The sequence below is a fragment of the Snodgrassella sp. M0110 genome (genome assembly GCF_016101465.1).
Taxonomy (GTDB): domain Bacteria; phylum Pseudomonadota; class Gammaproteobacteria; order Burkholderiales; family Neisseriaceae; genus Snodgrassella; species Snodgrassella alvi.
In genome coordinates this window covers 218608-230954 of the sequence record NZ_JACFQM010000001.1, presented here as the reverse complement: position 1 = coordinate 230954, position 12347 = coordinate 218608, and the positions used below count along the sequence as shown (strand labels likewise).

At 45.5% G+C, this 12347-nt stretch carries 12 protein-coding genes; 3 read left to right on the top strand and 9 right to left on the bottom strand.

Features of this window, described 5'->3' with window-relative positions; translation table 11 throughout:
* Positions 1–5 precede the first annotated feature (5 nt).
* The 5 genes from H3T84_RS01050 to mraZ form a co-directional block, all read right to left on the bottom strand.
* The gene (locus H3T84_RS01050; RefSeq protein WP_198217231.1) at positions 6–1484 is read right to left on the bottom strand and encodes a UDP-N-acetylmuramoyl-L-alanyl-D-glutamate--2,6-diaminopimelate ligase; all 1479 of its coding nucleotides are present in this window, start codon (positions 1482–1484) and stop codon (positions 6–8) included.
* Between the two features lie 76 nt (positions 1485–1560).
* Positions 1561–3303 carry a penicillin-binding protein 2 gene (locus H3T84_RS01045; protein WP_078475698.1) on the bottom strand — a complete coding sequence of 581 codons (1743 nt, stop codon included), beginning with the start codon at positions 3301–3303 and terminating at the stop codon, positions 1561–1563.
* Positions 3304–3372: 69 nt separating this feature from the next.
* On the bottom strand, positions 3373–3645 hold the full coding sequence (gene ftsL / locus H3T84_RS01040; RefSeq protein ID WP_041878843.1) for a cell division protein FtsL: 273 nt from the start codon (positions 3643–3645) through the stop codon (positions 3373–3375).
* Between the two features lie 24 nt (positions 3646–3669).
* Positions 3670–4614: a 16S rRNA (cytosine(1402)-N(4))-methyltransferase RsmH gene (rsmH, locus tag H3T84_RS01035; protein WP_198217229.1), complete on the bottom strand. Its 945-nt coding sequence runs from the start codon at positions 4612–4614 to the stop codon at positions 3670–3672.
* Positions 4611–5066, bottom strand: a complete 456-nt coding sequence (gene mraZ / locus H3T84_RS01030) for a division/cell wall cluster transcriptional repressor MraZ (RefSeq protein ID WP_025331245.1) — start codon at positions 5064–5066, stop codon at positions 4611–4613. The genes rsmH and mraZ overlap by 4 nt, the downstream gene beginning before the upstream one ends.
* 253 nt (positions 5067–5319) lie before the next feature.
* Here mraZ and H3T84_RS01025 point away from each other — a divergent pair, with 253 nt between their 5' ends.
* Both H3T84_RS01025 and H3T84_RS01020 read left to right on the top strand, forming a co-directional pair.
* The gene (locus tag H3T84_RS01025; protein ID WP_370523955.1) at positions 5320–6504 is read left to right on the top strand and encodes a class I SAM-dependent methyltransferase; all 1185 of its coding nucleotides are present in this window, start codon (positions 5320–5322) and stop codon (positions 6502–6504) included.
* A 244-nt stretch (positions 6505–6748) separates the two neighbouring features.
* Entirely contained in the window at positions 6749–7786 is a 1038-nt protein-coding gene (locus H3T84_RS01020) for an NADH:flavin oxidoreductase/NADH oxidase (RefSeq protein ID WP_198217227.1), read from the top strand.
* 67 nt (positions 7787–7853) lie between these two features.
* Here H3T84_RS01020 and ybaK read toward each other — a convergent pair whose 3' ends face one another.
* A complete protein-coding gene (gene ybaK / locus H3T84_RS01015; RefSeq protein WP_078475701.1) occupies positions 7854–8342 on the bottom strand; it encodes a Cys-tRNA(Pro) deacylase in 489 nt (162 codons plus the stop codon).
* 259 nt (positions 8343–8601) lie between these two features.
* On the opposite strand from ybaK, the gene H3T84_RS01010 reads away from it, so the two are divergent.
* Positions 8602–8961, top strand: a complete 360-nt coding sequence (locus H3T84_RS01010) for a RidA family protein (RefSeq protein WP_037391759.1) — start codon at positions 8602–8604, stop codon at positions 8959–8961.
* A gap of 52 nt (positions 8962–9013) precedes the next feature.
* On the opposite strand, the gene argJ is transcribed toward H3T84_RS01010, so the two are convergent.
* From argJ to hflX, 3 genes are read right to left on the bottom strand one after another with little or no spacing between them, the layout of a single operon-like run.
* Positions 9014–10231, bottom strand: a complete 1218-nt coding sequence (gene argJ, locus H3T84_RS01005; RefSeq protein WP_198217226.1) for a bifunctional glutamate N-acetyltransferase/amino-acid acetyltransferase ArgJ — start codon at positions 10229–10231, stop codon at positions 9014–9016.
* A gap of 59 nt (positions 10232–10290) precedes the next feature.
* The gene (gene pssA, locus H3T84_RS01000) at positions 10291–11073 is read right to left on the bottom strand and encodes a CDP-diacylglycerol--serine O-phosphatidyltransferase (protein ID WP_041878862.1); all 783 of its coding nucleotides are present in this window, start codon (positions 11071–11073) and stop codon (positions 10291–10293) included.
* A 27-nt stretch (positions 11074–11100) separates the two neighbouring features.
* Positions 11101–12279, bottom strand: coding sequence for a GTPase HflX (hflX, locus tag H3T84_RS00995; protein ID WP_198217224.1), 1179 nt, complete (start codon positions 12277–12279; stop codon positions 11101–11103).
* Positions 12280–12347: the final 68 nt, after the last annotated feature.

Genomic DNA, 12347 nt, shown 5'->3' with positions numbered 1-12347 from the left:
AAACTTTAGACTCGCTGTTGCAAAGCTGACCGTGCTATTTCAAAGTCTGAAAAATGCTGCTTCTGACCACCGATATCCTGATAGGTTTCATGACCTTTTCCTGCAATAAGAACAATATCGTCAACTGCTGCATGATTTACAGCATAATTAATCGCAGATTTGCGGTCTGCTTCTACCAGCACCGGTTCAGCAACAGCGGGCAAAATATCGTTAATAATTGCCTGCGGATTTTCTGTACGCGGATTATCGCTGGTTACGACAACATAATCCGCTCCTGCAGCGGCTGCGGCTCCCATTAATGGTCTTTTACCTGCATCACGGTCTCCGCCACAGCCAAAAACACACCACAAATGCGCTCCGTCAGGTTTAATTTCCTGCAAAGTCGATAATGCTTTTTCCAGTGCATCCGGTGTATGAGCATAATCAACCACCACTAGCGGCTGATTACTTCCCATCAGACAATCCATACGTCCGGTAGCAGGATTAATCTGCGGCCAGACAGCAATTACCTCATTAAAAGTAAAACCATTAGCACACAATACACCTATACAGGCTGCCAGATTCTGAGCATTAAACCGACCCAGTAAACGTGTATGTACTACTTCGTTTCCCCACGGCGTACGCAAATGCACCTGCATACCACTTGCTGAAGCGTGAAATTGACTAATATGAATATCTGCATCAGCATGAAAACCATAAGCCAGTACAGTTAACTGCGGACAATCACGGCATAAATCCTGCCATAACCGATAGCCGAACTCATCATCAATATTAATAATGGCGTGTTTCAGCCCCTGCCAGTAAAACAATGAAGCCTTGCAATCACCGTAACTTTGCATGCTATGATGATAATCCAGATGATCCCGGGTCAGATTGGTAAAAACAGCACTGGTAAAAGGGACACCAACGACACGGCTCTGATCCAGACCATGGCTGGACACTTCCATGGCAACGGCTGCAGCATTATTTTCAGCAAAATCACGTAACCATGTCTGATTGGATACCGCATCCATAGTAGTATTGGCAGTATCATGCAGCTGTTGCCAGTATCCATTCCCTACCGTACCCATAATGGCACATTTTTTGCCAAGAATATCTGAAGCCTGCGCCAGCCATTGTGACACTGACGTTTTACCATTAGTTCCGGTCACTCCCCAGACACTCAGCTTTCTGCCCGGATAGTCATAACAGGCAGCAGCCACCAGTCCGGCACGCTGACGTAAATCTTTTACAGCCTCATTCGCTACTTTCCAGCCGGTCTGCCATACAAACTGACCATCATCATCCCAGAAAATAAATTCTGCACCATTATCAATAGCAGCCTGTATAAAATCACGGCCATCACTATACTCACCCTGACAGGCTACAAATACATCTCCGGGCTGTACCTTTCTGCTATCCACCCGCAATGTACGGCCGGCAATCAGCCGGCTTGTTTCAGCACTTAAATGATATTCAGGCAAAATTTTTTTCAGGGAAAACATAATACTGTCGATTCAAACATTTTTATCGGGTACAAACAGACAGACAATCTGTGCAAACACACAGATTGTCCTCAGATTAATGCGTTTCAGAATGTGACCCGGATTTTACCGGTCTGCTCGGAGAAACACCAAGTACATTCAGAGTACCTACCATTACATCATGGAATACCGGACCGGCAACCGGCCCCCCGTAATAACCATTAGTAGTAGGATTCTGAATATTGACTGCTACAATAACTCGCGGATTGTCTGCCGGTGCAAAGCCGATAAATGTAGCCATATGCTTGGAATCAGAATAGTGTCCGTCTACCAGCATTCGCGCAGTACCTGTTTTAGCGGCTACATCATACCCGTCAATTGCCCCCTGCAAACCGGTACCACCGGGCTGAGTTACAGCAATCATCATATGGCGTACTGCCTTTGCAGTCTTTGGCTGGATAATCTGCTCACCCTGCGGGGCACTGTTCAGCTTAAGAAAACTCACTGGCAGTAACGCACCGTCATTGGTAAAGATAGTATATGCCCGTGCCAGCTGGAGCAGACTCATCTGTATACCATAACCAAAAGACATAGTAGCCTGCTCAATCGGTCGCCAGTTATGCCAGTCACGTACTACTCCCGGTGTTTCACCCGGAAAACCGGAATGCATCCGGTGTCCGAAACCGACAGAAGTATACATGTTGTACATTTCTTCGGGCGTAAACATTGCAGAAATTTTACTTGTACCGACATTAGATGATTTCTGAATAATGCCGCCCACATCCAGATAAGGATAATTATGCGTGTCCCGTACTGTTGCCGGTCCGATTTTATACGGTAAAGTATTAAAACCGCTGCCTGGTTTGATTTTTCCGCTATCCAGTCCTTTTGCAATGGTAAACGGTTTCATCGCACTACCCGGTTCAATCATATCAGTTACCGCACGGTTACGGCGTGCATCACTATCGGTGGCACCCGGATTATTAGGGTCATATCCCGGTGAATTTACCAGAGCAAGAATTTCACCGGTTTTACCATCCAGAACCACAACTGAACCGGCTGATGCAGTGTGATACTGCATTGCTTTATTTAACGATTCATATGCAATTGACTGAATCCGCTGATCCAGAGACAGCACCATATCCGTACCATTCTGAGGAAGACGGTTACGCGGAGAATCCAGACTATCAACAATATTACCTTTATTGTCGCGCAAAACAACTTTAGCACCATCAATACCATGCAGACTGTCTTCACGCGATAATTCCAGTCCTTCCTGCCCCTTACCGTCAATATTAGTAAAACCGATAATATGGGAAAAAATCGGTCCCATCGGATAATGGCGTTTACTTTCATGCTGAAAGGCAAGACCTTTAATATTCAGTGCAGCAACCTTTTCAGCAACCTCCGGCGATAATTGCCTTTTCAGATAAATGAAGTCTTTATTACGGCTAAGGCGGCTTTTAATGGTTGCCGCCGGTACATCAATTAATGCAGATAACTGTTGAATCTGAGTATCTGTCGGCATCTGCTCCATGGCAGAGGGCACAGCATATAAAGAATCTGCGGGTGCACTGATGGCCAGTGCGGCTCCGTTGCGGTCAGTAATTGTGCCACGGGTAGCAGTAAGCGGAAGAGTACGGACAAAACGCTGATCACCCTGCTCTTTCAGAAATTCATGTTTCTCAGTCTGCAAGTAGATACCACGTCCGATTAGCATAGCAAAAGCTATAGCCAGAGCACCTAATACCAATACAATCCGCCCGTTAGTGGTTACAGGCTTAGCCTGTTTTACCTCACGGGGCAGCATGCGTGGCTTATAATCGTTTTTAATTAACATAGTAGTTTGTTCCACTGCCGGAAATACTGCCTGAAGCAGTACTCCATTAATCCCTGACCCTTCACTTCATTACTTAACCGGGCGCGGCGCAGCCAGCATCTGCGTTTCAGCCAATGACGGCGAATGCAGATTCTGCCGGGCTGAAGCATCCTGAATCAACTGATGATTAGATAGCTTTGCCTGCGCTAACTTTAAGCGACTAAAGTCTTCGTTCAAAAGACTTTCCCCTTTTTGCGCTTTATCCAGCGCAATAAAAAACTGACGCGAACGATCCTGTACTGTTACAACAGCAAAAGCTGAAGCCAGTACCAATATAAGCAAAATAATGTTGATTTTATTCATAATTAATCAACTATTAGTCTTTATTTAATAACTGCGTTCTGCTACCCGTAATACCGCTGAACGGGCTCGCGGATTAACTTCAATTTCTGCCGGAGCAGGTTTTTGCGCCTTGCCTATCAGGCGCAACGGCGGCTGCTCACGTTCTGCTTCTTTAACTACTGCCCAGCGTGGTAAAGGAGCCGGCTTGCTGTGCTGCTGCATAAATCTTTTTACAATCCGGTCTTCCAGTGAATGAAATGAAATCACCGCCATCCGTCCGCCGGCAACCAGACATTCCATCACTTGCGGCAGTACTACAGTTATTTCTTCCAGTTCACGGTTAATAAAGATGCGAATGGCCTGGAAGGTACGTGTGGCCGGATCCTGTCCGCGTTCACGAGTACGGACGACCTGTGCGACGAGGCACGCCAGCTGGCCGGTTGTGGTAATCGGGCTTTGTTCCCGCTGCGCCACAATTGTCCGTGCAATCTGGCGACTAAACCGCTCTTCACCATAATTTTTAATTACCTCGTGTATATCCTGCTCTTCTGCCACAGCCAGCCATTGGGCTGCTGACTGTCCGCGCGTAGTATCCATACGCATATCCAGCGGTGCATCAAAGCGGAAGCTGAAACCGCGACCTGCATCATCAATCTGAGGAGAGGAAATACCCAGATCAAATAAGGCGCCATTTATCCGGCTGATACCCAGCTGTTGTAACGACCGCTTTAATGCAGAAAAACCTTCATGTACAACCTGTACCCGTGCATCCTGCCTTGCCAGTTCCTGTGCTACAGCAATCGCCTGCGGATCCTTATCAAAAACAACCAGCCGCCCGTCTTTCCCGAGCTGAGACAGAATCAAACGCGAATGGCCGCCACGGCCAAAAGTTCCGTCAACATACACGCCAGCCGGCTGTACCTGTAAACCGGCAACTGCTTCATTCAGTAAAACGGTAACATGACCGCCATTATTTATCTGTTCACTCATAATTGCAGTTGAGTCTTACCCAACTCTGCCGCCAGCATATCTTCATCCATATCCAGTGCAGCATTATTCTGTTCTTCCCATAGCGCCCTGCCCCACACTTCAATGCGGTTGGCACGACCCACAACATAAACTTCACGCTCAAAATTCACCAGACGGCGCAAATGTGCCGGTAGCAATACTCTGCCGGCACTGTCTAAATCCAAAGTATCCGCATTATGCAACAGTAAATTCTGATAGGCCTGCAATACTCTGTTGCCTGCCACAGGAAGCTGTAACAGCTGAGCTTCCACACTGCGCCATGATGACTCGGGATACAGTAACAAATGTGTGCGCTTTTCCAGTGTAGCAACCAGTACCGGAGTGAAATGACGCGCCAGCAAATCACGAAACTTGGCCGGAATCGCCAGTCGTCCTTTACTGTCTATACTTAATTCATACGCGCCGCCAAACACTGTTCAGCTCCTATTCAATATAACGGGATTATCCCCCACTTCGCCACACCTTTACACACTTATTCACACTATAAGGCAATTTTGCATACAGGGTCAATGTAATCCAGTCAAATTCCGAAGCCGAATAAAAGCAATCTAAAATACAAAAATATATTTAAATCAAATCATTATTTTACTAATCATCCAATCCAGTCCCTATGTGCCTTTTCAGATACTTGACCAGGGTCAACATAAGCCAAAATCAGCGTTTATAATGACCATCTTCTTTACAATTTCCATCATCTATCCTATGGATAATTTACCCACTCCTGAAAAAGCCGCATTAATCAGTTCGCAGAAATTATCTGAACTTATTCAGCAGAAAATCCGGCAGCAAAATAACTGGCTTTCTTTTGCCGACTACATGCAAATGGCACTGTATACGCCTGAGTATGGTTATTACACCGGCGGAGCACAAAAATTCGGTCGTGATGGCGACTTTATTACTGCACCTGTTCTGACTCCTTTGTTCGGGCAGACGCTGGCACATCAATTAGATGCACTATTGCCACAAACAGCAGGCAATATTTATGAATTCGGTGCCGGAACCGGTCATCTGGCAGCATCTGTATTACCAGCTCTGCACAGCCAACACTTTCAGCACTATTACATTATTGAACTTTCTGCAGAACTGGCGCAGCGTCAGAGAGAATATATTCAGACTCATGCACCTGATCAGATACATAAAGTTACACACCTGACTCAGTTGCCTGAACAGTTTGACGGTATCCTGATAGGCAACGAAGTTCTGGATGCCATGCCTGTTCCGGTCTATCGCCGTCAGGCAAATCAGATAACAGAAATGGGCGTTAGCTGGCTGAATAACCAGTTTGTCTGGCAGGATAAACCTGCTACCAGCGCAGCAATACAACAGGTCATGGAAACTTTCCCTGATACAGCAGAATCTTATCAGTCTGAGCTGCATCCGCAACAATATGCCTTTGTAGCAACACTGGCACAAAAGCTGAAACGCGGAGCAATGATATGGATTGATTATGGTTTTGACGCAGCACAGTATTATCATGTTCAGCGCCGTCAGGGTACGTTAATCGGCCACTACCGGCATCATACCGTCCATGATCCGTTCTTTTATCCCGGACTCACTGACTTAACCGCTCATATTAATTTCACCCGTATTGCTGATGCCGGCATTGATAATCATCTGGACTTAATTGGTTATACCAATCAGGCAACCTTTCTGCTTAATCTGGGTATAACCGAATTACTCGCAAAAACCGGCAAACCGGAAGAAAATGCATACATTCAGACTGCTTCGTCCTGTCATACTCTGCTGGATGCACATGAAATGGGCGAGTTATTTAAAGTCATCGCATTTGGAAAAAATATTGACGTAGACTGGCAGGCATTCATGTGTGGGGATTTGTGTCACAAATTATAGATAATTTAAATTACAAATAAGTTTTATTTGTAAGTAAATAATAATTAATTATGTTTATCAAACAAGATATTATTATATGATGAACTTAATGAAATATCTGCTGATAGCAGGCTGTATCTGCCTGTCAGATATCATTCAGAGAACTGGATAAGAAGTAATAAATCAATAAAAATAATCTGAATATTGTTTTTATACATTACTTACTGCACCCAATCAGGAATCAGATAATCAAAAGGAACAATCAATGTCATTATTATTATCTCCTATAACCATTGGTAATTTAAATCTGAAAAACCGGGTAGTTATGGCACCAATGTGCATGTATGAAGTAAAAAAGGAAAACGGCATCGTTACACCTTTTCATTTTGCACATTATGGCGCACGTGCCATTGCCAATGTCGGTCTGATTATTATAGAAGCCACTGCCGTACAGCCGGACGGACGAATTACCAAACACGATTTAGGTTTATGGGATGATAGTCAGACAGAAAAATTCGCTCAGCTGGTTGATTCACTACATTATCTGAACAGCAAAGTAGGTGTGCAACTGGCACATGCCGGACGCAAAGCTTCAGATGCATTACAGCCAGTTGCACCCAGTGCTATTCCTTTTAATAGCAGCTCGAAAACGCCAAAAGCATTGAGTAAACCGGAAATCACACAAATCAAAGAAGATTTTATTGCTGCAGCCAGACGAGCCCGGCAAGCCGGTGTGGATGTAATTGAAATCCATGCTGCACATGGTTATCTAATCAGTGAATTTCTTTCACCGCTGAGCAATCAGCGTACCGATGAATATGGCGGTTCTTTAGTGAATCGTTATCGTTTGCTGCACGAAATTACTCTCGAAATGCGTGCAGTATTTTCCGGTTCATTATGGGTACGCATGTCTTTATCCGACTATGATAAAACCGGTCAGCAAAACAGTATTGCCGACTGGCAGGAAATATGTCAGTGGCTAGAACGTGACGGCATAGATGTTATCGATGTTTCCACTGGCGGTGTTATGGATTACGCTCCGGATATCCCGGTGCATGGCGGTTATCAGACACCTTTTGCGACTGCCATGAAGCAAGTAGTCAATATTCCGGTAGCAACCGTTGGCCTGCTGGACAGCCCTGATCTGGCTGAATATATTCTACAAACGGGTCAGGCAGATTTGATTATGGAAGGAAGGGTGTTATTACGTAATACCAACTGGTTAACCGAAGCAGCCCAGCAGCTGCATGATCATAATTATCAGCCTTTTAATAACTCTTATCAGCGCGGATTAATTAAATAAAAATTTTTATTAACCGGCAAACAAACAGGCCAGACTTTCACGTCCGGCCTGTGTTTATTAGCTAATATTATTCCGTCTCTGTTGCCACCTGCACTGATTGCGGCTGCAGGCAGGCCAGATATTCTGGCTGCATCTGTACCAAAAATCCACGCTTACCTCCATTAATATAAATCAGTGGTAAAGAATAAATACTTTTTTCAACATACACCGGTAATCCGGCCTTGTTGCCAAAAGGACTGGTTCCACCAACCAGATAACCAGTCCATTTATTAGCCTGCTGCGGGCTGGCTGGTTCTATATGCTTCATACCCAGTTCACGTGCCAGCTGGCGGGTAGATATATGCCGGTCGCCATGCATCAGCACAATCAGACCTTGCTTATGCTCATTTTGCAGCACAATGGTTTTAATCACTGCATGCTCGTCTACGCCCAGCGCTAATGCTGATTGTGCTGTTCCGCCATGCTCAACATAAGCATACTCATGCGGTTCAAACGGTATCTGGTGAGCACGCAAAAAACGGATAGCAGGAGTAACCGGAAATTTACTTTTACTCATCAATTATTCTCATCAACTCAGGCAAAGATAACGGATTATTATTTTACTACTTAGTGAAAAATGATGGTTATCATATAGCAATATCTCGATAGATTCAGAAGATAGTATTGATATGAAAAGGCATTGCTTATATTCTTTTGCTGTCTGTTTTTTCTTTTCAGTCCAGCATTGCCCGGCCACAAAATAAATTCTTGCATTAACAGATAACATTGTAGCTCAGGCTATTTTCACAAGAACCAGTATATGGGTATAGAATTTTATGAGTATTAAATTTTACGAGAGCGGTAACCGCCTGGCAGAAGCCACCATTGTTAACGGCCTGATATTTCTTGCAGGACAAGTTCCAACTAATGAAGATGCCGACATCACTGCGCAAACTGCCAATGTTCTGGCACAGATAGATACTATTCTGGAAGCATGTGGCAGTGACAAGCAACATATTTGTGAAGCTGTAATTTACCTGAGCAATATGCAGGAATATGAAGGCATGAATCAGGCATGGGATAACTGGGTTACACCGGGAAGAGCGCCGGCACGAGCCTGTATACAAGCTGCGCTTGCTAACCCTGACTGGAAAGTAGAAATCAAACTAACAGCTGTACAAAAAGAAATCCTTTAAAGCACTAAACCCGCGTTAAACGCGGGTTCAGTAATTGCTGATTCAGTACAGATTAGCTGCGATAATCGGCATTAATCGTCACATACTCTCTGGATAAATCACAGGTGTAAATCTTTGCCCGTGCTTCCGCACGTGCTAAATCAATGGTTACTGTAATTTCATTCTGTGCCATTACCTGCTGACCAGCCTCTTCTGTATAGCTGGCAGCCCGGCCTCCATTTTCTGCCACCAGCACTTCACCCAGATATACCTTAATTGCTGCCACATCCAAATCAGCAATACCTGCATAACCGATTGCGCACAAAATACGCCCCAGATTCGGGTCACTGGCATAAAAAGCTGTTTTTACCAATGGTGAACGGGCAACAGCATAACCTACCTGTCTGGCCTCTGCTTCAGTCAGAGCATTGCGTACATCAATAGTAATAAACTTGGTTGCGCCTTCACCGTCACGTACAATCGCCTGTGCCAGTTCCAGTGCCAGGTCAGCCAGTACAGTTTTGACTGCTAAGTAATCCTTTCCGGCTACTGACTCTATCCGCCCCAGCTGAGACTTACCTGTGGCTACCACCACAAAACTGTCATTGGTAGAAGTATCTCCGTCAACAGTAATCGCATTAAAAGATGTAGCCACCACTTCAGCTACCATTTGCTGCAACAATGGCTGGGCTATAGCCGCATCAGTAAACACAAATCCGAGCATAGTAGCCATATTTGGATGAATCATGCCGGAACCTTTGGCAATACCGGTGAAACGTACTTTATGCCCATCAATATAAACTGTACGACTGGCCATTTTAGGAACAGTATCCGTAGTCATAATGGCAGCAGCAGCCCGCGGCCAGTGTACAACTTTCACTTTCGGCAAAGCAGCCACAATTTTATCTACCGGCAAAGGTTCGAGAATCACACCGGTAGAAAACGGTAAAACCTCTGATGCACTGCAACCAATCTGCTGTGCTACCTTGTCACATATCAACTGCGCATCATCCAGCCCTTGTTTGCCTGTACCGGCATTGGCATTACCTGTATTGATTACCAGTGCACGCACTCCGGCGTCTGTAGCCAGATGCTGTTTAGCAATCTGTACCGGTGCAGCACAAAAACGGTTTTGGGTAAATACAGCGCCGATGCTGTTTATCCCGTTAAGCACGATAAGCGTTAAATCATCGTGTTCCGGTTTTTTGATTCCGGCCTGTCCGACAAATACCTGCACGCCGTCAATGGCTAAAATCTGCTCATCACCAGGCACGGACAAATTAACTGCCATTACTATTCTCCTTTAATCAATATATCAGCTTATTTTTTCAGCAATAGAAATGCTCATCATTATTCTGGCTGAAATTTGCGTTTAGTCAGCACGCGCCAGATAAACATCACATAACCGGACAAACTATAGAGCAGGAAAAAGGCAAACAGTACTACTGATGGTTCCCATGTCACTACCAGTAAGCCAATAACAGCCAGAATCATTACAAAAAAAGGTACTTTACGATAAGCATTGATTTCCTTGAATGACCAGAACGGTATCTGAACCACCATGGATAAACCGCCAAACAGAGTAATAATCAGGCATAGCCAGTCTACATGAGGTAAACCCTGAAAAGTATGGCTTACCCAGATTAAGCCGATTACCAGTGCAGCTGCCGTCGGGCTGGGAATTCCGATAAACCATTTCTTACTTACTTTACCAATCAGAGTATTGAACAATGCCAGCCGCAAGGCCGCACAGGCACAATAAATAAATGCTACCGAGTAACCGATTTTACCAAAATGAAATAACTGCCATTTATACGCAATCAAGGCAGGAGCCACCCCGAAACTTACCATATCAGCCAGACTGTCGAGCTGTTCACCAAAAGCACTCTGACTGTTAGTCAGACGGGCAACCCGTCCGTCCATACCATCCAGCAGCATAGAAATAAATACCGCAATCGCTGCAACTTCATAATGACCATGCATCGACTGTGTAATGGCATAAAAAGCGGCAAACAGCGCCGCCAGCGTAAATGCATTAGGCAGCAAGTAAATACTGTTATCTCGCAGCCGGCGGCGCCGGTTCGGACGATGGGGGCGATTTGGTTTAATTACATCATTTTTTTCTTGAGTCATATTCAGCTAAATCCTCAACAGGCAATATTAATACTCATCCTGTTTATTATGTTGTGCATATTTCATACCTGCCATTTCTATCATAGCTGTACGTAAATCATCCAGTCCGCTGCCATCCTGTACCGATATATAAACAGCCTGCGGACGACCATGTATATCACGCACAATCCCCTGCATTTTTTGTTCAGCAGGCAATTTATCAATTTTATTATAAATAATCAGCTGCGGTATGTTTTCTGCATCAATTTCCTGTAATACCGTATTCACAGCATCTATTTGCCGCTCAAATTCCGGATGGGTAATATCTACCACATGCAGCAGCACATCAGCCAGCGCAGTTTCCTCCAGTGTCGCCGCAAAAGCAGCTACCAGTCCGTGCGGTAAATCGCGAATAAAACCCACTGTATCGGATAATAAAACACTGGTCTGGTCATTCAGATACAAACGGCGCACTGTATTATCCAGGGTGGCAAACAGCTGGTCTTCTGCCATGACCTGAGCTTTGGTTAAACGGTTAAACAGACTGGATTTGCCTACATTGGTATAGCCCACCAGCGCAAAGGCCGGCAGTGTACCCTGATACCGGCTTTTACGCTGAGTTGCCCGCTGCCGGCGCACCTGCTGCAATTGCTGACGCAGACGGGTAATTTTCTGCCTGATCAGACGGCGGTCAGTCTCCAGACGTGTCTCACCCGGGCCGCGTAAACCAATACCGCCTCTCTGGCTCTGCAAATGACCATAACCACGCACCAGCCGGCTGGATAAATGAACCAGCTGAGCCAGCTCCACCTGCAAGCGCCCCTCCTGACTTTGTGCACGACGGGCAAATATAGCGAGAATCAAGCCAACCCGATCCAATACCCGGCACTGGAGCAGCCTTTCAAGATTACGCTCCTGCGTAGGCGTCAGCGCATGGTTAAAGACTACCAGATCAATTCCGGCTTCAGCTACTGTTTGTGCCAGTTCTTCTGCTTTGCCTTTACCCACAAACAATGCACTGTCCGGCTGCTGACGTTTACACGGAACAACTTCCACTAAATCTGCTCCGGTAGCACGTACCAGCTCCTCTGCTTCAGCCAGTGCCGACTCAAACAATACTGTCCGGCGCTCGGCAGCAACCGGAAAATCCTTATCCAGCAATACCCCTACCAGCAGCACCCGCTCTGGCTGCTGCTCAGATAAATTGGTCTTATCGAATCTGCTCATCATTTACCGGTTTGAACGACAACAGGCTGCCTGACCTTATAAAGGACAAACAGCCTGTATAACAATTA